Origin of the sequence: Microbacterium testaceum StLB037, assembly GCF_008763945.1 — a bacterium.
In the GTDB taxonomy this organism is placed as follows: domain Bacteria; phylum Actinomycetota; class Actinomycetes; order Actinomycetales; family Microbacteriaceae; genus Microbacterium; species Microbacterium testaceum_G.
The window spans coordinates 439945-466935 of the sequence record NZ_VTQH01000002.1 but is presented as its reverse complement, the minus strand read 5'-3'; the positions used below and the strand labels follow the sequence as shown (position 1 = coordinate 466935).

General features: G+C 70.5%; 22 protein-coding genes. 16 read left to right on the top strand and 6 right to left on the bottom strand.

Annotation, left to right across the window (positions count from 1 at the left end; genetic code table 11):
* Positions 1-79 precede the first annotated feature (79 nt).
* From tsf to F9B98_RS10855, 8 genes are all read left to right on the top strand, one after another.
* On the top strand, positions 80-907 hold the full coding sequence (gene tsf / locus F9B98_RS10890) for a translation elongation factor Ts (RefSeq protein ID WP_150957177.1): 828 nt from the start codon (positions 80-82) through the stop codon (positions 905-907).
* Positions 908-1051: 144 nt separating this feature from the next.
* Complete coding sequence (pyrH, locus tag F9B98_RS10885; protein WP_150957174.1) at positions 1052-1771, top strand: UMP kinase; 720 nt, start codon at positions 1052-1054, stop codon at positions 1769-1771.
* A 76-nt stretch (positions 1772-1847) separates the two neighbouring features.
* Positions 1848-2402: a ribosome recycling factor gene (frr, locus tag F9B98_RS10880; protein WP_056230923.1), complete on the top strand. Its 555-nt coding sequence runs from the start codon at positions 1848-1850 to the stop codon at positions 2400-2402.
* Positions 2403-2407: 5 nt separating this feature from the next.
* A complete protein-coding gene (locus F9B98_RS10875; protein ID WP_150957171.1) occupies positions 2408-3460 on the top strand; it encodes a phosphatidate cytidylyltransferase in 1053 nt (350 codons plus the stop codon).
* Positions 3457-4032 (top strand): DivIVA domain-containing protein, encoded by a 576-nt coding sequence (locus F9B98_RS10870; RefSeq protein ID WP_150957168.1) that lies wholly within the window; start codon positions 3457-3459, stop codon positions 4030-4032. Before F9B98_RS10875 ends, F9B98_RS10870 begins: the two co-directional genes overlap by 4 nt.
* A 49-nt stretch (positions 4033-4081) precedes the next feature.
* Positions 4082-4795 carry a transglycosylase SLT domain-containing protein gene (locus F9B98_RS10865; protein WP_225310311.1) on the top strand — a complete coding sequence of 238 codons (714 nt, stop codon included), beginning with the start codon at positions 4082-4084 and terminating at the stop codon, positions 4793-4795.
* A 9-nt stretch (positions 4796-4804) separates the two neighbouring features.
* Positions 4805-5092: a hypothetical protein gene (locus F9B98_RS10860; RefSeq protein WP_150957165.1), complete on the top strand. Its 288-nt coding sequence runs from the start codon at positions 4805-4807 to the stop codon at positions 5090-5092.
* On the top strand, positions 5092-5814 hold the full coding sequence (locus F9B98_RS10855; RefSeq protein ID WP_150957161.1) for an alpha/beta hydrolase: 723 nt from the start codon (positions 5092-5094) through the stop codon (positions 5812-5814). The genes F9B98_RS10860 and F9B98_RS10855 overlap by 1 nt, the downstream gene beginning before the upstream one ends.
* Before the next feature lie 47 nt (positions 5815-5861).
* On the opposite strand, the gene F9B98_RS10850 is transcribed toward F9B98_RS10855, so the two are convergent.
* Positions 5862-6938, bottom strand: coding sequence for an AI-2E family transporter (locus F9B98_RS10850; RefSeq protein ID WP_150957158.1), 1077 nt, complete (start codon positions 6936-6938; stop codon positions 5862-5864).
* 170 nt (positions 6939-7108) lie between these two features.
* On the opposite strand from F9B98_RS10850, the gene F9B98_RS10845 reads away from it, so the two are divergent.
* Positions 7109-8911: a glycosyl transferase gene (locus tag F9B98_RS10845; protein ID WP_150957154.1), complete on the top strand. Its 1803-nt coding sequence runs from the start codon at positions 7109-7111 to the stop codon at positions 8909-8911.
* Positions 8908-9876: a tetratricopeptide repeat protein gene (locus tag F9B98_RS10840; protein ID WP_150957151.1), complete on the top strand. Its 969-nt coding sequence runs from the start codon at positions 8908-8910 to the stop codon at positions 9874-9876. Before F9B98_RS10845 ends, F9B98_RS10840 begins: the two co-directional genes overlap by 4 nt.
* Before the next feature lie 129 nt (positions 9877-10005).
* Here F9B98_RS10840 and glgB read toward each other — a convergent pair whose 3' ends face one another.
* The 3 genes from glgB to glgX form a co-directional block, all read right to left on the bottom strand.
* Positions 10006-12144: a 1,4-alpha-glucan branching protein GlgB gene (gene glgB, locus F9B98_RS10835; RefSeq protein WP_150957147.1), complete on the bottom strand. Its 2139-nt coding sequence runs from the start codon at positions 12142-12144 to the stop codon at positions 10006-10008.
* Entirely contained in the window at positions 12141-14108 is a 1968-nt protein-coding gene (locus tag F9B98_RS10830) for a maltotransferase domain-containing protein (protein ID WP_150957812.1), read from the bottom strand. Before F9B98_RS10830 ends, glgB begins: the two co-directional genes overlap by 4 nt.
* A 185-nt stretch (positions 14109-14293) precedes the next feature.
* Entirely contained in the window at positions 14294-16372 is a 2079-nt protein-coding gene (glgX, locus tag F9B98_RS10825; RefSeq protein WP_150957144.1) for a glycogen debranching protein GlgX, read from the bottom strand.
* Between the two features lie 46 nt (positions 16373-16418).
* Between glgX and F9B98_RS10820 the strand changes: the two genes are divergently transcribed.
* The 3 genes from F9B98_RS10820 to ligA all read left to right on the top strand — a co-directional run bounded on the left by F9B98_RS10820 (position 16419) and on the right by ligA (position 21208).
* A complete protein-coding gene (locus F9B98_RS10820) occupies positions 16419-17603 on the top strand; it encodes a cysteine desulfurase family protein (RefSeq protein WP_150957141.1) in 1185 nt (394 codons plus the stop codon).
* Between the two features lie 9 nt (positions 17604-17612).
* Complete coding sequence (mnmA, locus tag F9B98_RS10815) at positions 17613-18710, top strand: tRNA 2-thiouridine(34) synthase MnmA (RefSeq protein WP_150957138.1); 1098 nt, start codon at positions 17613-17615, stop codon at positions 18708-18710.
* A gap of 65 nt (positions 18711-18775) precedes the next feature.
* Positions 18776-21208, top strand: coding sequence for an NAD-dependent DNA ligase LigA (ligA, locus tag F9B98_RS10810; RefSeq protein WP_150957135.1), 2433 nt, complete (start codon positions 18776-18778; stop codon positions 21206-21208).
* A 65-nt stretch (positions 21209-21273) separates the two neighbouring features.
* On the opposite strand, the gene F9B98_RS10805 is transcribed toward ligA, so the two are convergent.
* Positions 21274-21765, bottom strand: a complete 492-nt coding sequence (locus F9B98_RS10805) for a hypothetical protein (RefSeq protein WP_150957132.1) — start codon at positions 21763-21765, stop codon at positions 21274-21276.
* A gap of 135 nt (positions 21766-21900) precedes the next feature.
* Complete coding sequence (locus F9B98_RS10800; protein WP_150957128.1) at positions 21901-23580, bottom strand: long-chain-fatty-acid--CoA ligase; 1680 nt, start codon at positions 23578-23580, stop codon at positions 21901-21903.
* 73 nt (positions 23581-23653) lie between these two features.
* Between F9B98_RS10800 and gatC the strand changes: the two genes are divergently transcribed.
* The 3 genes from gatC to gatB are packed head-to-tail and all read left to right on the top strand — an operon-like array spanning position 23654 to position 26987.
* Positions 23654-23953: an Asp-tRNA(Asn)/Glu-tRNA(Gln) amidotransferase subunit GatC gene (gatC, locus tag F9B98_RS10795; protein ID WP_056230955.1), complete on the top strand. Its 300-nt coding sequence runs from the start codon at positions 23654-23656 to the stop codon at positions 23951-23953.
* Positions 23950-25470 (top strand): Asp-tRNA(Asn)/Glu-tRNA(Gln) amidotransferase subunit GatA, encoded by a 1521-nt coding sequence (gatA, locus tag F9B98_RS10790; protein ID WP_150957125.1) that lies wholly within the window; start codon positions 23950-23952, stop codon positions 25468-25470. Before gatC ends, gatA begins: the two co-directional genes overlap by 4 nt.
* Entirely contained in the window at positions 25470-26987 is a 1518-nt protein-coding gene (gatB, locus tag F9B98_RS10785; protein ID WP_150957122.1) for an Asp-tRNA(Asn)/Glu-tRNA(Gln) amidotransferase subunit GatB, read from the top strand. Before gatA ends, gatB begins: the two co-directional genes overlap by 1 nt.
* Positions 26988-26991 lie beyond the last annotated feature (4 nt).

The window sequence follows — 26991 nt, the reverse complement described above, 5'->3', positions numbered from 1 at the left end:
TGACAGCTCCCTCCTCGGAGGAAGCGACACGGCCCCGCCGGGCTCACATTCAGAACCAACGACAAGGAGACGCCACACCATGGCAAACTTCACGATCGCCGACATCAAGGCGCTGCGCGAGCAGCTCGGCACGGGCATGGTCGACACCAAGAAGGCGCTCGAAGAGGCGGACGGCGACGTCGAGAAGGCCGTCGAGATCCTGCGCCTCAAGGGTGCCAAGGGCAACGCCAAGCGCGCCGACCGTTCGACCAGCGAGGGTCTCGTCACCGCTCGCGAGAACGACGGTTCCGTGACGCTGCTCGAGCTCGCTTGCGAGACCGACTTCGTCGCCAAGAACGAGCGCTTCATCGCGCTGGCCGACAAGGTCGTCGACGCCGCGGCCGCCGCCGGTGCCGACTCGGTCGAGGCCGCCCTGGCCGCCGACGCCGACGGCAAGACCGTCGAGCAGCTCATCTCGGACGAGGCCGCGATCATCGGCGAGAAGGTCGAGCTCCGTCGCGTGCGCACCATCTCGGGCGACAAGTTCGAGGTCTACCTGCACAAGACCAGCAAGGACCTGCCCCCGCAGGTCGGCGTGGTCCTGGCCTACTCGGGCGATGACGCCGAGACCGCTCGCTCCATCGCGCAGCACATCTCGTTCGCGAACCCCTCGTACCTCACCCGCGACGCCGTGCCCGAGGCCGACGTCGAGAAGGAGCGCGAGATCGTCACCGAGATCTCCCGCAACGAGGGCAAGCCCGAGGCGGCGCTCCCGAAGATCGTCGAGGGTCGCGTGAACGCGTTCTTCAAGCAGGTCTCGCTGCTCGACCAGGACTACGCGAAGGACAACAAGCTGTCCGTCGCCAAGGTCGCGTCCGACGCCGGTCTCACGCTGACCGACTTCGCGCGCTTCAAGGTCGGCGCGTAACCCTTCGACAGGCTCACGGCCCGTCATGAGGCCCGGGATGCCACGGCATCCCGGGCCTTTTCCCTGCCCGCGATCGAGAAGGCTTCCTGCGTATCGGTCGAGCGGGCGGGGGGATAGTTTGTTCAAGACGAGAGGACATCACACGTGATCGATGAATCCACCAAGCGCCGCCGCGTTCTGCTGAAGCTGTCGGGGGAGGCGTTCGGCGGAGGCCAATTGGGCGTGAACCCCGACGTCGTGGGGCAGATCGCCCGTGAGATCGCCGAGGCGGTCGACCGCGTCGACATCGCCATCGTCGTCGGAGGTGGGAACTTCTTCCGCGGCGCCGAGCTCAGCCAGCGCGGCATGGACCGGGGACGCGCCGACTACATGGGCATGCTCGGCACCGTGATGAACTCCCTCGCGCTGCAGGACTTCCTCGAGCAGGCCGGCGCCGCCACGCGCGTGCAGTCCGCCATCTCGATGACCCAGGTGGCGGAGCCCTACATCCCGCGCCGCGCCGTCCGCCACCTCGAGAAGGGTCGCGTCGTGATCTTCGGCGCGGGAGCCGGCCTGCCGTACTTCTCGACCGACACCGTCGCCGCCCAGCGCGCGCTCGAGATCGGCGCGACCGAGGTGCTCGTCGCCAAGAACGGCGTCGACGGCGTCTACACCGCCGACCCGAGAGTCGATTCCTCCGCGACCAAGCTCGACCACGTCACCTACGGCGACGCCCTCCAGAAGGGACTCAAGGTCGTGGACTCCACCGCCTTCAGCCTCTGCATGGACAACGGCATGGACATGCGCGTGTTCGGGATGGAACCCGCGGGGAACGTCACCAAGGCGTTGCTCGGCGAGACGATCGGAACCCTCGTCACCGCATGACGCGCCGCGCGGGCCCGGGGGAGCCGGGCCCGCGCGCGACTAGACTGAACAGTCAGTCCCAACGAATGGAGTCACCGTGATTTCCGATGTCCTCGCCGATGCCGGAGCGCGCATGGATCGCGCCGTGGAGGCCGCCAAGGAAGACTTCGCGACGGTCCGTACCGGGCGCGCGAACCCGCAGATGTTCCAGAAGGTGCTGGTCGACTACTACGGTTCGCCCACCCCGCTGGCTCAGCTCGCCTCGCTGAACAACCCCGAGGCTCGCACTCTCGTCATCAACCCGTACGACAAGTCGGCGCTGAAGGCGATCGAGCAGGCCATCCGCGACATGCCGAACCTCGGGGTCAACCCGACCAACGACGGCAACATCGTGCGCGTCACCATGCCCGAGCTCACCCAGGACCGCCGCAAGGAGTACGTCAAGATCGTGCGCGGCAAGGGCGAGGACGCCAAGGTGCAGGTGCGCAACCTCCGCCGCAAGGCCAAGGACGACCTCGACGCGCTGAAGAGCGATGTCGGCGAAGACGAACTCGTCCGCGCCGAGAAGGAGCTCGACACGGTCACGCGCACGCACGTCGACCTGATCGACGAGGCTCTCAAGCGCAAAGAGGCAGAGCTCCTCGAGGTCTGACCCCGATGTCCGACGCCCCCGAGACCGGTGAGAGCGAGCCCGTCGATCCGACCGGCCCGACGCGCCGGACTGACGCGGCGCGCCGATCGCCGATCACCGGCGAGGGCGTGACCGCGATCGAATCGCAGCTGCGCGCGATGCGGTCGGATGCCGATCAGCGCATCGCGCACGCGCGCGCCGAGTTCGATCAGGCCAACGAGCGCATCAAGCAGCGCACCGGCCGAGACCTCATCGTCGCCACCCTCATCGGGGTGGGGATCGGCGTGATCGTCATCGCCTCGCTCATCTTCATCAAGTGGCTGTTCGTGCTGTTCGCGGCGGCCGCCATGGTGCTGGGCGTGCTCGAGTTCTCGCGCGCCCTGCAGGTGTCGGGCCGCCGCGTCGACGTCGTACCGCAGTTGATCATGGGGTTCCTGCTGCTTCTCAGCGGGTTCTTCCTCGGCCCGTGGGTGCATTGGATCACCACCCTCGTCGCCGTCGTCGTGGTGATCGTCTGGCGTCTGGTCGCGCAGATGTTCGCCTCCGACGGTCGCGCGCACATCGAGGTCATCGGCGACGTGCTCGTCGCGAGCTTCGTCCAGCTGTACGTGCCCTTCCTCACCAGCGTCGCGATGATCCTCCTCGCGCAGCCGCGCGGGGAGTGGTGGGTGCTCGCGTTCCTTATCCTCGCGGTGGCCGCCGACACCGGCGCGTACGTCTCGGGCCTCACGTTCGGCCGGGGCGGACGGCATCCGATGGCCCCTCGGATCAGCCCGAAGAAGACGTGGGAGGGATTCGCCGGCGCGTGCGTCGCGGCGCTCGTGGCGGGGGCGCTCCTCGCGGCCTTCATGCTGCAGGTTCCCTGGTGGGCCGGACTGATCTTCGGCGCCGTGGTGCTGGCGACGGCCACCGTCGGCGACCTGGGGGAGTCGATGCTCAAGCGCGATCTCGGCATCAAGGACATGAGCTCGTGGCTGCCCGGGCACGGGGGAGTGCTCGACCGCCTGGACTCGATCCTGCCGTCCGCCACCGCCGCCCTCGTGATGTTCTACCTGCTCGCCCCGTTGGGAGTGTCATGACCGAGACGCCGATCCACGACACCGTGGCCGCGACGCCGTTCCCGACGACCTCCGGTCGCACCAAGGGGTATGAGAAGCGCGCCGTCGACGTGTTCCTCGCCCGTGCGCGCGAGGCGTTCGAAGCCGACGAGGTGGGTGCCCTTCGCTCCACCGAAGTACGCGCGGCCGCCTTCCCGCTCGTGAAGGGCGGCTACCGGATCGATGCGGTCGATGCCGCCCTCGGCCGCGTCGAAGACGCCTTCGCCGCGCGCGAGCGCGAGTACGCGCTGTCTCGTCTCGGCGCCCGCGCCTGGGTCGCCGAGACGCGCGACACGGCGCAGGTCGTCCTCGACCGACTCCGCCGCCCCCGGGGGTCGCGCTTCGATCGCGTGGGGTTCCTGCGATACGGCTACCGCGTCGACGAGGTCGACGTCGTGGCCGATCGCGTCGCCCGCTACCTGGCGGCCGGCGACCCGGTGACCCCGGAGCAGGTGCGATCGGTCGCGTTCCGGATGCAGCGCGGGGGGTACCGCGAGACCCAGGTCGATGCGGTGCTCGACGCGGTCGTCGAAGTGATGCTCGCCGTCGGATGACGCCGTCCCGTGGAAACCGCCGCCGGGCGTCGGTAGAATCGAGCGCACTGTGACTTCTGGTTCGGAACTCTCCCGCGCATCCGCCTCCCGGCTCGCCCGCCGGGGCGCGTCGGTCGATGTCGTTCCGCCCGCCCTTCCTCGCCGCTCGGGCCCGCGGTGGTCGCGTCGGCGCGGGGTGGTCGGCGTCTTCGGCGCCGCCGCAGCCGTGCTCTTCGCGGGAGCCTACGTCGGCCCGATGGGGGCGTCGCTCCTTCCGGCCCAGGCCGATGAGCCGCACACCGTCACTCTCTACGCCGAGGGACTCGGCGACACCCAGGCCGTGTCGACGTCGGGCGAGAAGCAGGCGCCGCAGCTGGACCGCGCGAGTTACAACGTCTACGTCAAGCCCAAGCCGACCCCGACGCCCACCCCGACCGCGTCTCGCTCGCAGGACTCGGGATCCGGCTCGTCCTCGGGCGGCTCCGGGCCGGTGCTGTACTCCGGCGGCGGCGCACCCGCCGAGTGGATGGCCGCGGCCGGCATCTCCGAGGCCGACATGGGCTACGTCGACTACATCGTGAGCCGCGAGAGCGGCTGGAACCCGAACGCGACGAACCGCTCCTCGGGCGCGTGCGGGCTGGTGCAGGCTCTGCCGTGCAGCAAGGTCCCCGGCAACGGCTACGACCCGGTCGACAACCTGCGCTGGGGGACCGGCTACGCCACCGGCCGGTACGGCGGATGGGCCGGCGCCTACGCGTTCTGGACCGCCAACCACTGGTGGTGAGCGGCATCCATGCCCCGCTCCCGTAGACGACGCTCCGATTCATCGCGCGCGGACGAGTCGCTCGACCGCCTCATCGCGGGGTGGAAGCGCACCGAGGTCAAACGCGGCGGCGAGTGGACCGTGCAGCCGATCTCGGCTCCGCAGGCGGTCAAGGACTACCTGTGCCCGGGGTGCGGCCGCACGGTCGAGGCGGGCACCGCACACGTCGTCGTCTGGCGCGCCGACGGCGTCCTGGGCGACGCCGCCGACCTCGCCGCCCGTCGCCACTGGCACACGCACTGTTGGAGGATTGCCTGATGGAGATCCGCGGACCCGTTCTGCTTCCCGCCCGTCGTGAAGACATCGAGCTGCGCACGGTCGACGAGCTGACCCTCGTCGGCGAGCTGGCCCTGCCCGAGGACCGCGAACCGGTGGGAACGCTCGTCACGCTGCATCCGCTGCCCACGGCCGGCGGGTTCATGGACTCCCACATCCTGCGCAAGGCCGCCGGCCGCCTTCCGGCGCTGGCCGATCTGGCCGTGCTGCGCTTCAACACCCGCGGCACCACGTCGACGCGGGGAACCAGCGAGGGGTCGTTCGACGGGGGAGCGAAGGAGTGCTTCGACGTCGCCGCGGCCGTCGACTTGGTGCGTGAACGCGGTCTTCCGCGTCCCTGGCTCGTGGGCTGGTCGTTCGGTACCGAACTCGCGCTGAAGTACGGGCGCGATCACGACATCGAGGGCGTCATCCTGCTCTCACCCCCGCTGCACCGTGCGACGGCCGACGAGGTCGCCGCCTGGGCGGGCGATACGCGCCGCATGGTCGTGCTGGTGCCCGAGTTCGACGACTACCTGCGTCCCGACGAGGCCCGCGAGCGGTTCTCTTCGGTCCCGGATGCCACGCTCATCGCGGTCGAGGGTGGCAAGCACCTGTGGGTCGGCGAGACGCAGACGCGCCGCGTGCTCACGGAGATCGTCGCCGCGGTCAACCCCGACGCGCTGCCGCTGCCCGTGGAGTGGGACGGCGACGTCGCGGGCTGAACCCGCGGGCCGGTGCTCCGGCGTCGGCCCCGAGCGTTCGCGCGGCGTCAGCGCTCGTTCTGCCGCGGGATGATGACCTCGCGGTAGATGATGAGGATGCTCGCGGCGACCGGGATCGCGATGAGCGCCCCCAGCAGGTTCAACAGCGCGCCGCCCGCGAGCGCCGAGATCACCACGACCGAGCCCGGCACCGACACGGCACGGTTCATGATGCGCGGCGAGATCACGTACGCCTCCACCTGCATGTAGACGAGGTAGTAGATCGCCGCGGCGAGGATCGCCCAGGTCGGCGTCCCCAGCCCCGGGATCAGGCACGTCAGCACGATGATCGTCGAGCCGGTGAGCGTTCCGACGAGCGGGATGAGCGAGAAGAAGAACGCGATCACGGCGAGCACCGCCGGGAAGGGCGCATTGATGATCGAGAGGAAGATCGCGCTCAGCACGCCGTTGATGACGCCGAGGCTGACCTGCCCCATGACGTAATACCCGACCGAGTCGGTGATCTTCTCGGCGAGCTCGATGAAGCGGGCGCGCTTCGAGGCCGGCACGAGCTGGTAGACGGCCGACTTCAGCGAGGGGGTGGATGCCGTGAAGTAGATCGTGAGGATAAGCACGATGAACGCGCCCCCCAGTCCCGCGGCCACCGCGCCGCCCACGGTCAGCAGGCTGTTGCCGATCATCGTCGAGATGCTCCCGACATCGAGCGTCGAGAACCAGTGCTGGATGCCGCCCCAGACGTCGTCGATCTTCAACCACGGGAGCGTCTGCGAGACCCACCTCTGCACGTCGGTGACGATCTCGTTCCAGCGACCGGGTTGCAGCAGCTGCTCGATCTGGGTCACGAGCTGGCCGATCTGGTTCACGATGATCGGGACGACCATGAAGATGATGCCCGCGAAGACGCCGAGCACCGCCAGGATCGTCACGAGCACCGCCGCCCAGCGCGGCAGGCCGCGCCGCTCGAGGAATGAGACCACGGGGTCGAGACCGAGAGACAGGAACAGCGCGGTGCCGACGTAGAGCAGGATGGTCGACAGGTTCTGCACACTGCCGATGAGCAGCAGGCCCACTCCCACGCCCAGTGTGGCGAGCAGAGCGACCCGGAAGGGGTTGTGGATCTTCATGCCGAACGACTCCCGCATCAGCCGGGCAAGCGCGCCCGTGTCGTCAGGATACTGAGCCGGTCGCCGTCGCGAGTGCGCGGCGGGCCTCGCCGCGAACTTTCAGGCGCCCTCGGATAGTCTGAAATGTCGATTCGGTGGCGCCCGAGCCACCGGTGGGGATGGTGTGAAGCGTGAGATTCGTCTGGGCCGTGGTGGCATTCGTCATCGCTGCGGCCATGATCGGTGCCGGTATCGCTCAACGGACCGTGTTCCACGGTCCGTCCGAGACCTCGGCGAACGTGCAGACCGAGGGCTCGACGGCGTTCACGCTGATCGACGGAGCCGTCCTGAACAGCGTCCCGGGCGCCCAGACGTTGCGCGTGCAGGGTGACGGCGCGGTGTTCGTCTCGTACGGGCGCACGGCCGACGTCACCGCCTGGCTCGCCGACGTCCCGTACACGGCGGTGACCGTCGACGGCGAGGGCACCGTGCAGACCGCCGAGGTCGACCCGACGGTGGCTCCCGCCTCGGGCGCCGCGACCACCGGGCGTTCCCCCGTGGACTCCGACCTCTGGCTCGACGAGTTCGAGCAGACGGGATCGCTGTCGACCACCCTCCAGCTCCCGAGCGACATGAGCGTGCTCGTCGCCTCCGACGGCACCGCCCCGGCCCCGGCGAACATCAGCGTCACCTGGCCCATCGACGACTCGACGCCCTGGGCCGGCCCGCTCATCGTCGGCGGCGGTATCGTCCTGCTCGTCGGGCTCGTGCTGTACCTGCTCGGCATCCGCCACGTGCGTCGGCAGCGACGCCCCCGCCGCAAGGGTCTGCCCCTGCCCGTCACCGAGCCGATCTCGACCGTCGACGCGGATGCCGAGAGCAAGGGCGTCGTGAGCACGACCCCCGGACGACGCGGTGCGGCCCGTGCCCTGGGCGGGCGTCGCGCGCTGATCGCCGTGCCGGCCCTAGGTATCTCAGCGGCTCTTCTCGCAGGCTGCTCCGCCGACGCGTGGCCGCAGTTCGCCGCGACCGAGTCGCCGAGCCCCACCCCGACCGTGATCGTGCCGGAGGGGCAGTTCCCGCCGGCGGTCACCGAGGCGCAGGCCCAGCGGATCGTCGCGAAGGTCTCGTCGACTGTCGCCCAGGCCGATGCCTCCCTCGACGCGACCGCCGCCGCGGAACGCCTCGCGGGCCCCGCCCTGGCGGAGCGCGAGACCAACTACAAGCTGCGCGCCGCGATCTCGGATCGCCCGGCGCTGCCGGCGATCCCCGCCGAGCCGGTGCAGATCGTCCTGCCGCAGACCACGGGAACGTGGCCGCGCACCCTGATGACGGTGGTGGAATCGGCGGATGCCGCGACCCCCACGACCACGATCATGATGATGACGCAGCAGACGCCGTGGGAGGAGTACAAGGCCTCGTACGTGGGCAACCTCGAGGCGTCGACCAACCTGCCCGAACTCGCCGCGGCGTACGTGGGCGCGACGCAGGTGCCGCCGGACTCGTCGTTTCTCGTGATGGCTCCCGAGAAGGTGGCCGCGGCCTACGCCGACGTGATCAACAACGGCCAGAACAGCGCGTCGTACGCGAAGTTCGACACCGCGAACGACCTGCTGCTCGCCGCCATCCAGGACAACAAGACCAAGCGCACGGACGAGCTCAATCAGACCGGTGCGGGCACGGCCGAGATCAGCTTCTCGGCCTCGGCGGGAGCGGCGACGCCCATCGCCCTGGCCACCCTCGACACGGGCGCGATCGTCGCGGTCAACGTCTACGAGAGCGACACGGCCAAGCCGACCAACAAGGACGCCGTGATCAAGCTCGACAACAACCCGGCGGTCAAGGCCCTGACCGGGGTCGACCAGTCGGCGACAGGCTTCACCACCACCTACTCCGACCAGGTCTTCTTCTACGTGCCCAGCCAGGGCTCCGACGATCAGATCCGTCTGCTCGGCTACCGATCCAGTCTCCTCGAAGCGAAGGTGTCCCCGTGAGCATTCCCGCCCCCGGTTCCGTGATGCGCGGTGCCGTCGACCTCTCGTCGCTGCGCAACCGCCCCCAGCCTCCCGCTGCACCCGCAGCAGGCGCAGCGGGCCCGGCCGGCGCCTCCGCCGCGCCCGCTCGTCCGGCCGGGTCGCTCCCGCTGGTGTTCGACGTGACCGACGACACGTTCGGCGAGGTGCTCGAACTCTCGCGCACGGTCCCCGTCGTCATCGACCTCTGGGCCGAGTGGTGCGGACCGTGCAAGCAGCTCAGCCCCGTGCTCGAGAAGGTCGTGACCGAACTGGCCGGTCGCCTCGTGCTGGCCAAGGTCGACGTCGACGCCAACCCGCAGCTCGCGCAGGGTTTCCGTGCGCAGTCGATCCCCATGGTGCTCGCCCTCGTGGCCGGCCAGCCCGTCCCCCTGTTCACGGGGGCCGTGCCCGAGCAGCAGGTGCGCGACGTCTTCGCGCAGCTCCTGCAGCTCGCCGCGCAGCACGGGGTGACCGGGACGGTTCCGGTCGACGGGGCCCCCGACGCCGAGGCCTCCGCGGCCGAGCCCGAGCTGCCCCCGCTGCACGCCGAGGCGTTCGCCGCGATCGAGGAGGGCGACTACGCCCGCGCGATCAGCGCGTACGAGCAGGCTCTGGCCGAGAACCCCCGGGATGCCGACGCGCGTGCCGGACTCGGTCAGGTGCGCCTGCTCGACCGCGTCCAGGGGGCCGACCTGCAGGCGGCCCGCGCTGCGGCGGCCGCCGAGCCCACCGGGCTCGAGGCGCAGTTCCTCGTGGCCGACCTCGATGTCGTGGGCGGCCACGTCGACGATGCTTTCGGCCGACTGCTCGACCTTTTCGCGGCCCTGCCGGCGGACGAGCGCGCTCCCGTCCGTGAGCGACTGCTGGAGCTGTTCGGTCTCGTCGGTGACGAGGACGCGCGCGTCATCCGGGCGCGGTCGCGCCTGGCCTCGCTGCTGTTCTGATCGCGGAGCCGACTGGGCCCCGCTCTCCTTCGGGAGGGCGGGGCCCCTCTTGTTCTTGAACACGAACGGCGAGACCCCGGGTGCCGAGCGGAGGGATCCGCACGGCATCCGGGGTCTGATGACTCCGTGTCAGCTTGCGGATCGGTGGTGCAGCCAAAGCACGCCGAGCGGCGGAAGCGTGAGCGTCGCGCTGCCGCGGCCGTCGGTCTCGACGGCGCCGAGATTACCCTGACCCGAACCGCCGAAGGCCTCGGCGTCGCTGTTGAGGATCTCGGTCCACGTGCCCGACTCGGGCAGGTCGAGCGGGAAGTCGGTCAACGGGACTCCGGAGAAGTTGCAGACGACCGCGATCGTGTTGCCGTGGTGGTCCCGGCGGGCGAACGCGAGCACGTTGGTGTTCCACGCGGGAGCGCCGAGGCGCGAGAACGCGGCTCCGTCGTGGTCGCGCGACCACAGGGCCGCCTGATCCTTGTAGACGCGGTTGAGCTCCGCGACGAAGGAGTGCAGCTGCGCGTGCGAGGGCTGATCGAGCATCCACCAGTCGATGCTGCGCGACTCCGACCACTCCGACATCTGGCCGAACTCCTGGCCCATGAACAGCAGCTGCTTGCCCGGGTGGCCCCACATGTACGCCAGGAACGCGCGCATGTTCGCGAGCTTCTGCCAGTGATCTCCCGGCATCCGTCCGAAGAGGCTGCCCTTGCCGTGCACGACCTCGTCGTGGCTGATCGGAAGGACGAAGTTCTCGCTGAAGGAGTAGACGAACGAGAACGACAGCTCGCCCTCGTGGTGCGAACGGTACATCGGGTCGCGCGCGATGTACTGCAGCGAGTCGTTCATCCAGCCCATGTTCCACTTGAACCCGAAGCCGAGGCCCGCGTGCGAGGTGGGGGCGGTGACGCCCGGGAAGCTGGTCGATTCCTCGGCGATCATCGCGATGCCGGGATAGCGCTTGTAGGAGGTCGCGTTGACCTCCTGCAGGAAGCGGATCGCCTCGAGGTTCTCGCGGCCGCCGAACTGGTTGGGCGCCCACTCCCCGTCGTTGCGGGAGTAGTCGAGGTAGAGCATGGAGGCCACGGCATCCACTCTCAATCCGTCGACGTGGAACTCCTCGAACCAGTACAGGGCGTTGGCGACGAGGAAGTTGCGCACCTCGTTGCGGCCGTAGTCGAAGATGAGCGTGCCCCAGTCCTTGTGCTCTCCGCGGCGGGGGTCGGGGTGCTCGTACAGGGCCTCGCCGTCGAAACGGGCGAGGGCGAATTCGTCCTTCGGGAAGTGTCCGGGGACCCAGTCCATGATCACGCCGATGCCGGCCTGGTGCAGGCGGTCGATCAGGTAGCGCAGATCGTCGGGCGAGCCGAAGCGGCTGGTGGGGGAGTAGTACCCCGACACCTGATAGCCCCACGAGCCGCCGAAGGGGTGCTCGGCCAAGGGGAGGAACTCGACGTGCGTGAAGCCCTGAGCGCCGACGTAGTCGATGATCTCGTCGGCCGCCTGGCGGTACGACAGTCCCTGCTTCCACGAGCCGAGGTGGAGTTCGTAGATCGACATGGGACGGTCGATCGGCGCGGTGCGCGACCGCTCCTCGACCCAGGCGTCGTCGGCCCATTCGTACGCGGAGTCGGTCACCACGGATGCCGTGGCCGGAGGAACCTCGGCGAGACGCGCCATCGGGTCTGCCTTCTCGATCCACTGGCCGCCCCGGGTGAGGATCTCGAACTTGTAGCGGGTGCCGACGCCGATGCCGGGGACGAACAGTTCCCAGACGCCGCTGCCGCCCATGGAGCGCATCGCGTGGCCGGAGCCGTCCCACCCGTTGAAGTCGCCGATCACCCGCAGGGCGCGCGCGTTGGGCGCCCACACCGTGAAGGCGGTTCCCGAGGAGCCGTCGAGCTCGCGCACGTGCGCGCCGAGGACGCGCCAGAGCTCTTCGTGACGTCCCTCGGTGATGAGGTGCAGGTCGAGCTCGCCCACGGACGGGGCGTGGCGGTAGCCGTCGTCGGCGACGTGTTCGGAGCCGTCGTACGACGCGCGCACGGTGTAGGCGCCGGGGTAGCCCTCGACGGGCGCCTCCCAGATGCCCCCGCGCACGTGCTCGAGGGTCACCGTCGAGCCGTCGGCCAGCTGGGCGACGACCTCGCGCGCGAGCGGGCGTCGCGAGCGGATGACCCACCCGTCGCCGGTCTCGTGCGCACCGAGCACGCTGTGCGGGTCGTGGTGCGCGCCGTGGGCGACGGCGTCCAGGATCTCGGGGGAAAGGGAGGTCATCGGTTCTCCTTGACATGCAGGATGTGCACCGGCTCGACGAAGGCGTCGAGGCGCACGAAGTTGTGGTCGGCCCAGGTCCACACCTGACCGGTCACGAGGTCCTCGACCTCGAAGGGCGTGCCGGGCTCGACGCCGAACACCGTGGTGTCGAGGTGCACCGTCGTCTCGCGCGCGGAGTGCGGGTCGACGTTGGCGACCACGAGGATCGTGTCGCTCTCGCCGGTCGGGGAGAGCTCAGCCGCGAGGTGCTTTGAGTACACGAGGATCAAGTCGTCGTCGCTCCAGTGCACGCTGAGGTTGCGCAGCTGCCGCAGCGCGGGGTGTGCGCGACGAGCGCCGTTCAGCATGCGCAGGTACGGAGCGAGGGAGTCGCCCGCGGCCTCGGCGCCGGCCCAATCGCGGAACTTGTACTCGTACTTCTCGTTGTCGATGTTCTCTTCCGAGCCCGGACGCGCGACGTTCTCGAAGAGCTCGTATCCGGCGTAGACGCCGTAGGTGGGTGCCGCGGTCGCGGCGATCGCGGCGCGGATCTTGTACGCTGGTCGACCACCGAACTGCAGGTACTCGGTGAGGATGTCGGGCGTGTTCACGAAGAGGTTCGGACGCAGGAAGTCGTCGGTCTCGTGCGCGAGGCCCGAGAGGAACTCCTCCAGCTCCTCCTTGGTGTTGCGCCACGTGAAATAGGTGTAGCTCTGCTGGAACCCGGCCATCGCGAGTCCCTGCAGCGGAGCCGGGCGCGTGAACGCCTCAGCGAGGAAGACCGCACCGGGCTCTTCGGCGCTGACGGTGGCGATGAGCCACTCCCAGAACTGAAGGGGCTTGGTGTGCGGGTTGTCGACGCGGAAGATCGTGACGCCCTGTGCGATCCAGTGGCGGACGATGCGCAGCACCTCGGCGCGGATGCCGTCGGGGTCGTTGTCGAAGTTCACCGGGTAGATGTCCTGGTACTTCTTCGGCGGGTTCTCGGCGAAGGCGATCGAGCCGTCGGGGAGCGTCGTGAACCACTCGGGGTGCTCGGCGACCCAGGGGTGGTCGGGAGAGGCCTGCAGGGCCAGGTCGAGGGCGACCTCGATGCCGTTGTCGCGCGCGGTGCCCACGAAGGCCCGGAAGTCTTCGAGCGTGCCGAGGTCGGGGTGGACGGTGTCATGACCGCCGGCGGCGCCGCCGATGGCCCACGGCGACCCGGGGTCGCCCGGCTCGGTGACGAGGGTGTTGTTCGGCCCCTTGCGGTTCGTCTGGCCGATCGGGTGGATCGGGGGGAGGTAGAGCACGTCGAAGCCGAGGTCGGCGACGGCGGGGAGACGCTCGGCGGCGGTGCGGAAGGTTCCGCTGATCACCGTGCCGTCGTCGGCGCGACGCGCGCCCTCGGACCGCGGGAAGAACTCGTACCAGGCACCCACCCCGGCGCGCTCGCGCTCGACGAGCAGCTCGGCATCTTTGCCGACCGACACCAGTCCCATCATCGGACGCACCTCGAACAGCGCGGCGATCTCGGGGTCGCGAACGATCTGCAAGGCGGTGTCGTCGTGCACGTCGGGGTCGCGGAGGGCGCGGGCGGCGTCGTAGAGCCGGTCTTTGTCGCTGCCGGGGCGCTTCTTCTCACCGCGCGCGCGGTCGAAGAGTTGCGCGCCCATCTCGCGCATGAGCGCGACGTCGACGCCCGCGGCGATCTTCAGCTCGGCGGCGTGCTCCCAGGTGGCGAAGTCATCGGCGAACGACTCGAACCGGAAGCGCCACACGCCCTGCTCGAGCGGGGCCACCAGGGTCGACCAGCGGTCGAAGCCGTCGTTCAGCGGGCGCAAACGGTGCAGCGACTCGTCGCCCGAGGGCGAGAACAGGCGCACCTGGACGCCGATACGGTCGTGCCCCTCGCGGAAGGCGGTGACGGTGAACGGAACGGCCTCGCCGACGTAGGCGGAGGGGCGGAAGCGGCCCCCCGGCACGCTCGGATGCGGCAGCGCCATCGGGATGCGCGGGGTGACCACGCTGCGCGAGGTGGGCGTCGGCTTGACCGGACGCACCGGAATCGAAGCGGCGCTGCGCCAGGGCAGCTCGGGCGAGGGAGTCGTCGTGGTGGCCACGGTCCGAACCTATCGCGGGGCGCCGACATCGCCGTACGGTTTCGCCCGGCCTTGACAGCGGGCCCGGATCAGTCGACGCGGAACAGCCGCATCGACGCCCCCGCGACCGGTACCACCTCGCCCGGGACGAAACGCTCCGCGGTCTCGACCGGTGTCTCGTCCGCGCTGGACCAGAGCGGGACGTAGACAGCGTCGTCGATGTCGGGCAGCGTGATCTCGGTGTCGACCTCGGTGCCGTGGACGACCAGCAGCACCCGGTTGGGGGCTTCGTCCTCGGGAGTCGAGGTCGCCAGGTATTGGAGCGTGCGGTGAGCGGGGTCGTTCCATCGCTCGCTCGACATCGTCGCGCCGCGCTCGTCGAACCACTCCATGACCGAGGCCGAGGGGATGACCTCGCCGAGCCGCGCGAAGCGCTTCGGGCGCAGCGCCGGGTTCTCGCGTCGCAGCTGGGTGAGCCGTCGCGTGTGCGCGAAGAGGTCGCGCTGCCACTCCGCGAGGTCCCACGAGAGCCACGTCAGGGCGGAGTCGTGGCAGTAGGCGTTGTTGTTGCCGCGCTGCGTGCGCCCCATCTCGTCGCCCGCGGTGATCATGGGCACCCCCGCCGACAGCAGCAGCGTCCCCATGAGGTTGCGCATGGCCTTGCGCCTGGTCGCGAGCACGCGCTCGTCGTCGGTGCGCCCCTCGGCGCCATGGTTGAAGGAGCGGTTCGTGTCGGCGCCGTCGCGGTTCTGCTCGCCGTTGCCGAGGTTGTGCTTGACGTCGTACGAGACGAGGTCGCGCAGCGTGAACCCGTCGTGCGCGGTGACGAAGTTGACGCTCGCCAGCGGCCCCCGCTCGTCGCTGAACGTGTTCGACGACCCGGCCAGGCGCGTGGCGAAGCCGCCGACGCCCACCGGGGCCGTGTCGGCGCGCCGGGCGTAGTCGATGTCGCTCAACCAGAAGTTGCGGACGCGGTCGCGGTAGCGGTCGTTCCACTCCAACCAGCCCTCGCCGAAGTTGCCGGTCTGCCAGCCGCCCATGCCGACGTCCCACGGCTCGGCGATCAGCTTCGTCCCGGACAGCACGGCGTCGTCGCGGATCGCCCGCAGCAGCGGGTGATCGGGGGTGAAGGAGTGACGCTCGTCGCGACCCAGCGTCACCGCGAGATCGAACCGGAACCCGTCGATCTGCACCTCGTCGCTCCAGTACCGCAACGAGTCCAGAATCAGGCGCGCAGCGGCATCCGTCGAGGTGTTCACCGCATTGCCGCAGCCGGTCTCGTCGATGTACGCGCCCTCGACGGTCTGACGGTAGTACGCCCTGTTGTCGATGCCGCGCAGGCTCGTGCGGGGGCCGCCGATGCCCTCTTCCGCGGTGTGGTTGTAGACGACGTCGAGCAGCACCTCGAGCCCCGCCTCGTGCAGCAGCTTGACCATCCCCTTGAACTCGCGCAGCACGGCCTCGGGCCCCTCGGCACGGCTCGCGGCGGTGGCGTACGGCGCGTGCGGGGTGAAGAAGTTCAGCGAGTTGTAGCCCCAGTAGTTCGACAGACCGAGCTGCAAGAGCCGCGGCTCGGTGGCGAAGGCGTGCACCGGCAGCAGCTCGACGCTGGTCACACCGAGAGAGAGCAGGTGCTCGATCATCGCGGGGTGCGCGAGTCCGGCGTAGGTGCCGTGCAGGGCGGGAGGGATGAACGGATGCCGCTTCGTCAGCCCCTTCACGTGCCCCTCGTAGATGACCGTGCGATCCAGGGGCACGCGCGGCTTCTGCGAGGCGCCCCAGTCGAAGGAGCCGTCGACGACCACCGAGCGCCAGTCGCCGTAGTTGCCCGAGACCAGTCCGCGCGAGTACGGCTCGATCAGCAGCGACTGCGGGTTGAAGGTGTGCCCCGGGCCCTGCGGTCCGCCGACGCGGATCGCGTAGCGCGCACCCGGGCGCAGCAGGGGAGTGGTCGCCTCGAACACGCCGCCGCCGACGGGGGTCATGGTGATGGTCTCGGTGGCCCAGTCGAGATCGACCTCGTCGAACACCAGCACCTGCATCGCGTCGGCCGAGCCCGACCACACGCGCAGCGTCCCGCCGTCGGGACCGAGCCGCACGCCCAGATCGTCGAGCGACGGATCGAGCAGGGCGGGACGGGTGGGCAGGACAGTCTCGGGTCGGACCATGCGTCTTAGGGTAGTGAACGGCGCTGGCGTTACCGGAAGGGCGAGGATGCGGGTATACCTCGATCACGCGGCGACCACCCCGTTGCGTCCCGAGGCGCGCGCGGCGTGGCTCGCCGCCCACGACGTGCTCGGCAACCCCTCGTCGATCCACGGCGCGGGCCAGGACGCCCGTCGCCTGCTCGAGGACGCCCGCGAGGCCGTCGCCGCGGTGCTCGGCTGCCAGCCCATCGAGGTGGTGTTCACCTCGGGCGGGACCGAGGCCGCCAACCTCGCCCTGAAGGGGCTGTGGTGGTCGCGCCCCGCCGACACCGAGGCGATCGTCCTGCCCGACGGAGAGCACCACGCGACCCTCGACGCCGTGGGCTGGCTCGCCTCCACGCACGAGGCCCGGGTGCGTCCGGTGCCCCTCGATCCGCTCGGCCGCATCGATCCCGAGGCGTTCTCGATCGCCCTGCCCGGCTCCGCCCTCGCCACGGCGCTGGTCGCGAGCAACGAGGTCGGAACGGTCCAGGATGCCGCCGACCTCACGGCCCGCGCACGCGACGCCGGAGTGCCCCTGCACCTCGACGCCGTCTCGGCGCTCGGCCAGATCCCGGTCGATTTCGCCGCCTGGCGCGGGGCGGGGAGCGACGCGTTCGGACTCGTGGCGATGTCGGTGTCGGCGCACAAGGTCGGCGGTCCCGTCGGGGTCGGCGCGGCCGTGGTCTCGCGACACGCCCGACTCACCCCGCTCGTCCACGGCGGAGGCCAGCAGCGCAGCCTGCGCGCCGGCACGCAGGACGTCCCGGGCGCCGCCGCCTTCGCCGCCGCCCTCACGGCGGCCGAGCGCGAGCGACACGCCGAGACGGCGCGGCTCGAAGCCCTCCGGGAGCGCCTGGTGGCCGGCATCCTGTCGTCCATTCCCTCCGCCCGGCTGCTCGGGCACCCGACCGAGCGTCTGCCCGGCAATGCGCACGTGCTGTTCCCGGATGCCGCGGGCGAGACGCTGCTGTTCCTGCTCGACATGCAGCAGATCGCGGTGTCGACGGGGTCGGCGTGCCAGGCCGGCGTCGCGGAGCCGTCGCATGTGGTGCTCGCGCTCGGGCTCGACGATCGCGCGGCTCGCTCGGTGCTGAGATTCACCCTCGGCTACACCTCTACGGCCGACGACGTCGACGCGGTGCTCACCCGGCTTCCGGACGCGTACGCCCGCGCGGTGGCATCCGGCGCCCGTTCAGACCGACGTTCGTAGACTGGGACGATGCGAGTTCTGGCGGCGATGAGCGGTGGGGTCGACTCCGCGGTGGCTGCGGCCCGCGCGGTGGAGGCGGGTCACGACGTGGTCGGCGTGCACCTGGCGCTCTCGCGCGCGGGCGGGACGCTGCGCGCCGGCAGCCGCGGCTGCTGCACGATCGAAGACGCGATGGACGCGCGGCGGGCCGCCGACAAGCTCGGGATGCCGTTCTACGTGTGGGACTTCTCGGAGCGCTTCCGCGACGACGTCATCGATGACTTCGTGTCGGAGTACCGCGCGGGGCGCACCCCCAACCCCTGCATGCGCTGCAACGAGAAGATCAAGTTCGCCGCCCTGCTCGAGCGCGCTCTCGAGCTCGGCTTCGACGCCGTCTGCACCGGGCACTACGCCACGCTCGTCGACACGCCCGACGGGCGCGAGCTGCACCGGGCGTCCGACAACGCGAAGGACCAGTCGTACGTGCTGGGCGTGCTCACGGCGGAGCAGCTCGCGCACACCTACTTCCCGCTCGGGTCGACCCCGTCGAAGGCGCTCGTGCGCGCCGAGGCCGAGGAGCGCGGGCTGTCGGTGGCGCAGAAGCCCGACAGCCACGACATCTGCTTCATCCCCGACGGCGACACGCGCGGGTGGCTCGCCGACAAGGTGGGCGCCGAGCGCGGCGAGATCCTCGACCGCAGCGGTGCCGTGGTCGGCACGCACGAGGGCGCGCACGCCTTCACCGTGGGGCAGCGCCGGGGCCTGCAGCTGGGTGTGCCCGCCGCCGACGGCAAGCCCCGCTTCGTTCTCGAGGTGCGCCCGATCAACAACACCGTCGTGGTGGGGCCCAAGGAGGCGCTCGCGTGCTCCGAGATCGCGGGAGAACGCTTCACCTGGGCGGGACGGGCTCCGGATGCCGACTCCTTCGCGTGCGACGTGCAGATCCGCGCGCACGCCGACCCGGTGCCGGCATTCGCGTCGATGACCGACGGTCTGCTGACAGTGCGCCCCGAGACGCCGTTCGACGGTGTGGCCCCCGGGCAGACCGCCGTGCTCTACGACGGCACGCGCGTGCTCGGGCAGTTCACGATCGACCGGACGGTGTCGGCGGTCCCGGTCGAGGCCTGAGCCGCGCCGGGGTGGGGCGTGCAAGGCCCTCCGGCGATGTCGGAACCCCTCCCTAAGCTGGATGCGTGACCGAGCACGATCAGCTTCCCGACCTCAGCCTCGACGAGGCCCGCGCCGAGGCCGCCGACCTCACCCAGCGCATTGTCGCGGCGCGCGACGCCTACTACGGGCGCGACGCCGAGGTCGTCGACGACGCGACCTATGACGGGTGGATGCACCGGCTCGAGGCGCTCGAGCGCCTCCACCCCGAACTGCAGGGGCAGGACAGCCCGACCCTCTCGGTTGGCGCGGCCGAGGCCACCGATCTCGCGACGATCGAGCACGCCGAGCGCATGCTCAGCCTCGACAATGTCTTCTCTCCCGAAGAGCTTCGTGACTGGGCGGTCAAGACCGAGGCCGCGGCGGGCCGCGCCGTGCACTGGTTGAGCGAGCTCAAGATCGACGGCCTCGCGATCAGCCTGCGCTACGAGAACGGGGTGCTCACCTCGGCCGCGACGCGCGGCGACGGCCGGGTGGGCGAGATCGTCACCGAGAACGCGCTGCGTCTCGCCGACATCCCCCGCGAGCTGTCGGGCGAGGGCCACCCCGCGATCGTCGAGGTGCGCGGCGAGGTGTTCATCCCCGTCGCGAAGTTCGAGAACCTCAACCGTCTGCAGGGGGAGTTCCGCGAACGCGCGCTGGCCGAGGCGCGCGAGCGTGCCGCCGGCCGTCGCGGGGGCCGCGCGTTCGACGAGGAGAAGGCCGAGATCGCCGCCGCGCGCCGCTTCCCGGCGTTCGCCAACCCCCGCAACGCGGCCAGCGGCGGCCTGCGCCAGCAGATCGAGAAGAAGACCGGCCTCGAGCTCGAAGCAGGCCTCGCGCGCATCGACTCCCTCCAGCTCTACGTTCACGGCATCGGTGCGTGGCAGAACCCTCCGGTCGCCGCGCAGAGCGAGATCTACGACCTCCTGGCATCCTGGGGCCTGCCGACCTCGCCCTACAGCCGCGTCGAGTCGTCCATCGACGGCGTGCTCGCCTTCGTGGCGCATCACGGCGAGCACCGGCACGACGTCGAGCACGAGATCGACGGCGTCGTCGTCAAGGTCGACGAGCTCGCCCTGCACGACGAGCTCGGCGCCACCAGCCGCGCCCCGCGCTGGGCGATCGCGTACAAGTACCCGCCCGAGCAGGTGAACACGAAGCTGCTCGACATCGTCGTCTCGGTCGGACGCACCGGTCGCGCGACGCCCTTCGCGGTCATGGAGCCGGCCAAGGTCGCCGGCAGCGTCGTCCGCCAGGCTACGCTGCACAATCAGGACGTCGTGAAGGTCAAGGGCGTCCTCATCGGCGACACGGTCGTCCTCCGCAAGGCCGGCGACGTGATCCCCGAGGTCCTCGGCCCGGTGGTCGAACTGCGCGACGGCAGCGAACGCGCGTTCGTCATGCCCGCGGACTGCCCCGAGTGCGGCACGCCGCTGCGCCCCGCGAAAGAGGGCGACATCGACCTGCGGTGCCCGAACGCCCGCTCGTGCCCGGCCCAGGTGCGCGGGCGCGTCGAGCACATCGGTTCCCGTGGGGCGCTCGACATCGAAGCCCTCGGCGAGGTCACGGCCGCGGCCCTCACGCAGCCCGAGGTCCCCGACCAGCCGCCGCTCGACACCGAGGCGGGACTGTTCGAGCTGACCGTCGACCAGCTCGTCCCGATCGAGGTCGTCGTCCGCGACTCCGAGACGGGGGAGCGCAAGGTCGACCCCGACACCGGCGAACTCGTGCGGCGCCTGCCGTTCCAGAAGCTGTCGCCCGCGACCTATCCTCCCGGCACCGAAGACCTCGATCCGGCGGAGCGCCGCCGCCGCGGCATCCGGAAGGACTACCGCGAGGTCCGTCCCTCCGAGCAGGCGACGAAGCTCCTCGCCGAGCTCGACAAGGCCAAGACCAAAGACCTCTGGCGGCTCCTCGTGTCGCTCAACATCCGTCATGTCGGGCCGGTCGCCGCCCGCGCGCTCGCGCAGTGGTTCGGATCACTGGATGCCATCCGCGCGGCGTCGCGCGAAGAGCTCGCCGCGGTCGAGGGGGTGGGCGGCATCATCGCCGACGCGGTGATCGACTGGTTCGAGGTCGACTGGCACCGCGAGATCGTCGAGCGGTGGGTGGCCGCCGGGGTGCGATTCGCGATTCCGGGGCACCCCGGGCCGGGGGCGGCGGCGGCCGCGGGCGGCGTGCTCGCGGGACTGACCGTCGTGGCGACCGGATCGCTCGAGGGGTACACGCGCGAGGGGGCTCAAGAGGCGATCCTCGCCGCGGGCGGCAAGGCCGCCTCCAGCGTGTCCAAGAAGACCGACTTCGTCGCCGCGGGTCCGGGCGCCGGTTCCAAGCTCGCGAAGGCGGAGGAGTTGGGCCTGCGGATCCTCGACGCGGCGCAGTTCCGCATCCTGGTCGAGCAGGGCCCGGCGGCGCTCGACGGGGCGCTCGGTGATGGCGGAGCGACGGAGGCTGACGACGCCGGTGAGGTGACGTAGCCGCGGACGGAAGCGCGACGGACGAGGGCCGTAGCCCCCGCCCGTCGCGTCCCGAACCGTGGTGATCAGCTTGCGCAGGCCGACGCGGCCTCGGTGAAGCTGGTCTGCAGCGTGTTCACCTGCTCGCCGATCCCGCTCGCCTGGGAAGGATCGGCCACGACCTTCTCGAGGAAGGCCGCGTAGTCCTGCAGGGCTCCGCTCGCCTTCTGCGCGACGGGGGCGATCTCTTCGTTGGTGATGCTGGAGAACTCCGTGCTGACGTCGGAGGCGAGCTGGGTGAACTGCGCCAGCGTCGCCTGCGGGTCGGAGGTGTTCACCGTCGATCCGGCGCTGCTGACCTCCTCGAGCTGCGTGCGGATGATGTCGCAGGCTTCCTGCTTCGACTGATCCCCGCCGCCGGCCGCGGGGGCGGCGCTCTCCTGCGTCGTGGTGGTCCCGGCGTCGTTCAGGCTCTCGTCGCTCGACTCGGAGTCGCCCGACGACCCGCCGGCACAACCGGTGAGCAGGAGCAGGGCCGAGGCGGCGATGAGTGCGAACGGAGCACGCGTCGTGGTCATGTGATTCCCCCCAAGGTCACATCCGGGCGCGAGTCGGCCCGCGATGCGCCCACGGTACCGATCCGACCGGCGCGCTGACCAGTTCGGTTCGACCCTTGCGCGATCGGCCCCCCTTGCGGCAGGGGTCGACGGCCTTCAGCCGGCGAGGAGCCGATCGCGCACCTGACGGCGCAGCACCTTGCCGATGAGCGAGCGGGGGAGCTCGTCGACGACGACGATGCGCTTCGGGACTTTGTAGGGGGTCAGGATGCCGCGGGCGAAGGCCCGCACCGCCTCGACGTCGACCTCACCCGGCGTCGAAGCGACGACGGCGGCGACGACCTCCTCGCCCGAGTGCGGGTCGGGAAGACCGACGACGGCGACGTCGGCCACCGAGGGGTGCTGACGGAGCACGTTCTCGACCTCCGTGGGGGCGACGTTGAAGCCGCCGGTGATGATGAGCTCCTTGATGCGATCGACGATGCGGACGAATCCGGCCTCGTCGATCGTCACGATGTCGCCGGTGCGGAACCACCCGTCGACGAAGACCCGCGCGGTCTCTTCGGGCTTGCCGTAGTAGCCCGAGAACACCTGCGGCCCCCGGACGAGCAGCTCACCGCGTTCGACGTCGACGCGCGGGTCGTCGGGATCGACGACACGGCATTCGGTTCCCGGCAGCGGCAGACCGACCGTCCCCGCGACGCGATTGTCGGCGACAGGGTTGGCCATCAGGACCGGGGAGCACTCGCTCAAGCCGTAGCCCTCGACGAGGAACCCGCCGGTCGCCTCTTCGAACGGCACGACGAGAGAATGAGGCAGGGCCATCGCGCCCGAGATCGCGACGTCGGTGCCGGTGAGCGCCACGCCCTTCTCGTTCGCCGCGGCGAGGAGGCGCTCGGCGATCGGGGGGACCAGCGGCAGGAACGTCGCGGGGTGCTTCTTCGTCACCGCCAGCACGAGGTCGGGGTCGAACTTGGGGAAGAGCACCAGGCGCGCCCCCATCGACATCGCGAAGGTCAGGCAGAGCGTGAGCCCGTAGGCATGGAACATCGGCAGCACGGCATACACGACGCATCCTTCGCCGCGCACGATCTGCGGCACCCAGGCGCGGGCCTGCGCGGCGTTGGCGAGGAGATTGGCGTGCGTGAGCATCGCGCCCTTGGGGGATCCGGTCGTACCGCTGGTGTACTGGATGATGGCGAGATCCGTCGCGGCCGGCCGGGGATGCGTCTCGGGCAGGGGCGCATGCCGGAGCAGGTCGGCCCAGGTGTCGGCATCCCGAACCGTCGTCGTCAGAGCGGAGCGGGCCTCGCGCGCCTTCGCGATGGGCAGACGCAGCGCGAGGCGGGTGCGCAGCGGCATGGCCTCGGTCACGTCGACCGAGACGAGGGTGTCGACCCTCAGGTCGGCGGGGAAGTCCTGGACCGTGGCGACGACCTTGCTCCACACGATGGCGTGCTTCGCGCCGTGGTCCTCGAACTGCTTGCGCAGCTCGCGCGGCGTGTAGAGCGGGTTGTGCTCGACGACGACGGCGCCCAGGCGCAGCACGGCGTAGAACGCCACGATGTGCTGCGGACAGTTCGGCAGCACGATCGCGACGGGGTCTCCCGCCTTCACCCCGCGCTCGGCGAGGGCTGCGGCGACCCGCGCGATCTCGCGGGCCATCTCGGCGTAGGTCGTCTCGCGGCCGAAGAACTGCAGGGCGGGGGCGTCGGGGTAGTCCCGCACCGAGGCGTCGACGATGTCGACGAGCGACCCGCTCTGCGGCTCCAGGTCTTCGGGGACCCCGGCGGCATAGCTCGAGGTCCAGGGGCGCGGCGGATCGAAGCTCGTCACCCGGCCAGCCTAGGGGCCGGTGCGCGGCGGGGGCGAGGCGGGGACCGCACCGTGTGCGAACTAGACTTGCCGGGTGTCTGAAATCACTCCTGATCTCGTGCGCCATCTCGGTGTGCTCGCCCGGATCCAGTTGAGCGACGAGGAGGTCCAGAGCCTCACCGGCCAGCTGGATGCCATCGTCGACAACATCGCGAAGGTGTCCGAGGTGGCAACCCCCGAGGTCGTCGCGACGAGCCACCCGATCCCGCTCGAGAACGTCTTCCGCCCCGACGTCGTGCAGCAGCAGCTCACGCGCGAGCAGGTGCTGCAGAACGCGCCCGACCAGGCCGACGGCCGGTTCCGGGTGACCGCGATCCTGGGAGAAGAGCAGTGACCGATCTGACCCGCCTCACCGCCGCCGACCTGGCATCCGCGCTCTCGAGCAAAGAGGTGTCGAGCGTCGAGGCCACGCAGGCCCACCTCGACCGCATCGCCGCCGTCGACGGCGACGTCCACGCCTTCCTGCACGTCAGCGACCACGCCCTCGAGGTCGCGGCCGACATCGACCGTCGCCGCGCGGCGGGCGAGCAGCTGCACGAGCTCGCGGGAGTCCCGCTCGCGGTGAAGGACGTGCTCGTCACCACCGACATGCCCTCCACGAGCGGATCGAAGATCCTCGAGGGCTACATGTCGCCCTACGACGCCACGGTCGTCGCGCGCTCGCGCGCCGCGGGCCTCGTGCCGCTCGGCAAGACCAACATGGACGAGTTCGCGATGGGCTCCTCGACCGAGTTCTCGGCGTACGGCCCCACCCGCAACCCGTGGGACCTCGACCGCATCCCCGGCGGCTCCGGTGGAGGCTCGGCCGCGGCCGTCGCCGCCTTCGAAGCCCCGTTGGCCCTCGGCTCCGACACGGGCGGCTCGATCCGCCAGCCCGCGCACGTCACCGGCACGGTCGGCGTGAAGCCCACCTACGGCGGTGTGAGCCGCTACGGCGCGATCGCCCTGGCGTCCAGCCTCGATCAGGTCGGTCCCGTCACCCGCACCGTTCTCGATGCCGGTCTGCTGCACGACGTCATCGGCGGGCACGACGTCAACGACTCGACCTCGCTGTCGGACGCGTGGCCCTCGTTCGCCGCCGCCGCCCGCGAGGGCGCGACGGGAGAGGTTCTGAAGGGACTCAAGGTCGGCGTGATCCGCGAGCTCGACGACCGCGGCTTCCAGAAGGGCGTGTCGGACTCGTTCCGCGCGTCGCTGGCCGCCATGGAGGCGCAGGGCGCCGAGATCGTCGAGATCAGCGCCCCGCACTTCGAGTACGGCGTCGCCGCGTACTACCTGATCCTCCCCGCCGAGGCCTCCAGCAACCTGGCGAAGTTCGACTCGGTGCGCTTCGGCCTGCGGGTCACCCCGCAGGGGACCCCCACCGTCGAGAACGTCATGGCCGCGACGCGCGACGCGGGCTTCGGTCCCGAGGTCAAGCGCCGCATCATCCTCGGCACGTACGCCCTGTCGGCCGGCTACTACGACGCCTACTACGGCAGCGCCCAGAAGGTGCGCACGCTCATCCAGCACGACTTCGACGCCGCGTTCGCGCAGGTCGACGTCATCGCAACGCCGTCGGCGCCGACCACGGCCTTCCGCCTCGGCGAGAAGATCGACGACCCGCTGCAGATGTACCTCAACGACGTGACCACGATTCCCGCGAACCTCGCGGGCGTACCCGGCATCTCGGTGCCGAGCGGTCTCGCCGCAGAGGACGGCCTGCCCGTCGGCATCCAATTCCTCGCCCCCGCCCGTGAGGACGCCCGGCTGTACCGCGTCGGTGCCGCCCTCGAGGCGCTGCTCGTCGACCAGTGGGGCGCCCCGCTGCTCGACAAGGCCCCCACTCTCACGAACGGAGCGTCCCTCTGATGGCGAAAGATGCCCTGATGGACTTCGACGAGGCGCTCGAGATGTTCGAGCCGGTCCTCGGTTTCGAGGTGCACGTCGAGCTCAACACGGCGACCAAGATGTTCTCGGCCGCGCCCAACCCGGCCAACGAGGCCCACCACGGCGCCGAGCCGAACACGCTCGTCGCCCCCGTCGACATGGGTCTGCCCGGCGCCCTGCCGGTGGTCAACGCCGAGGCCATCCGCTCGTCGATCAGCCTCGGACTGGCGCTGGGGTGCTCGATCGCGCCGTCGAGCCGTTTCGCGCGGAAGAACTACTTCTATCCCGACCTCGGCAAGAACTACCAGATCTCGCAGTACGACGAGCCGATCGCCTTCGAGGGCTCGGTCGAGGTCGAGCTCGAGGACGGCACGATCGTGACCGTGCCGATCGAGCGCGCGCACATGGAAGAAGACGCCGGCAAGCTCACCCATATGGGCGGCTCGACCGGGCGTATCCAGGGTGCCGAGTACTCGCTCGTCGACTACAACCGCGCCGGCGTGCCGCTCGTCGAGATCGTCACGAAGCCGATCTTCGGCGCAGAGCACTCCGCCCCCGCGCTGGCGAAGGCCTACGTCGCGACGATCCGCGACATCGTGCGCGGCCTCGGCATCTCCGAGGCGCGGCTCGAGCGCGGAAACCTCCGCTGCGACGCGAACGTGTCGTTGCGCCCCCGCGGCCAGGAGAAGCTGGGCACGCGCACCGAGACGAAGAATGTCAACTCCATGCGTTCGGTCGAGCGTGCGGTGCGCTACGAGATCCAGCGTCAGGCCGCGATCCTCGCCAAGGGTGGGACGATCACGCAGGAGACGCGTCACTGGCACGAGGACACCGGTCGCACCTCCCCGGGGCGCCCGAAGTCGGATGCCGACGACTACCGGTACTTCCCCGAGCCCGACCTGCTGCCCGTCGTGCCCGCCCCCGAGCTGATCGAGGAGCTGCGCGCCGCCCTCCCCGAGCCGCCCGCGGCTCGTCGCCGCCGCCTCAAGAGCGAGTGGGGCTTCACGGACCTCGAGTTCCAGGACGTCGCGAACGGCGGACTGCTCGACGCGGTGGCCGACACGATCGCCGCCGGTGCCGCGCCCGCCTCGGCGCGCAAGTGGTGGACGGGTGAGATCACCCGCGTCGCCAACGCGCAGGAGCGGGATGCCGCCGACCTCGTCTCGCCCGAGAACGTCGCCGCCCTGCAGAAGCTCGTCGACGAGGGGACGCTCACCGACAAGCTGGCCCGCCAGGTGCTCGAGGGCGTCATCGCCGGCGAGGGCACCCCGCAAGAGGTCGTCGACGCCCGCGGTCTCGCCGTGGTCTCGGACGACGGAGCGCTCATCGCCGCGATCGACGAGGCCCTGGCCGCCCAGCCCGACGTGCTCGCGAAGATCCGCGACGGCAAGGTGCAGGCCGCCGGCGCCGTCATCGGCGCGGTGATGAAGGCGATGAAGGGCCAGGCCGACGCCGCGCGCGTGCGCGAGCTCGTGCTGGAGCGCGCCGCCGCGCAGTAGTCGA